At 29.0% G+C, this 441-nt stretch carries 1 protein-coding gene; it reads right to left on the reverse strand.

The genetic code is table 11. The features are described 5' to 3' along the window. On the reverse strand, positions 1-378 hold a 378-nt coding region (locus tag J1M64_RS19200), incomplete at its 3' end, for a MarR family transcriptional regulator (RefSeq protein ID WP_206475238.1). Positions 379-441: the final 63 nt, after the last annotated feature.

The raw sequence follows: 441 nt of genomic DNA on the forward strand, positions 1-441 counted from the left end.
CACTACAGTTTCTTCATTAGTTAAATTAGCGAAGTAATGATTATTAAGTTGATAGGCTTTCTTTTCTAATCTTGGCCATAAGTCGTTTGCTCTATTTGTACTGTTTATTAGCACAGTTCTTCTATTTTCATTATCAGTTTGACGTGTTATTAGATCCTTTTTGGACATCTTATCTAATACTCCAGATATTGTTGAAGGTTCTAAATTTAAAGTATTACCAAACGCTTTAGGTGTATTCAAATTACTATTAATCAAGCAATTCAAAGCACCATATTCTGCTGGAGTAATATTATAGGGACTTAATAAACTTTTAAAATGTTTAAACACTCTATTCTGAGAAGTACTCAACAAATAATTTATACAATTATCTAATTCCACAACTCAAACCTCTCTTAAATCATTAGTATTGACTCGCTTATCATATCATGATAAGTTTTGTAG

Origin of the sequence: Dietzia sp. KRD202 (assembly GCF_017168155.1) — a bacterium.
Lineage (GTDB): Bacteria > Actinomycetota > Actinomycetes > Mycobacteriales > Mycobacteriaceae > Dietzia > Dietzia kunjamensis.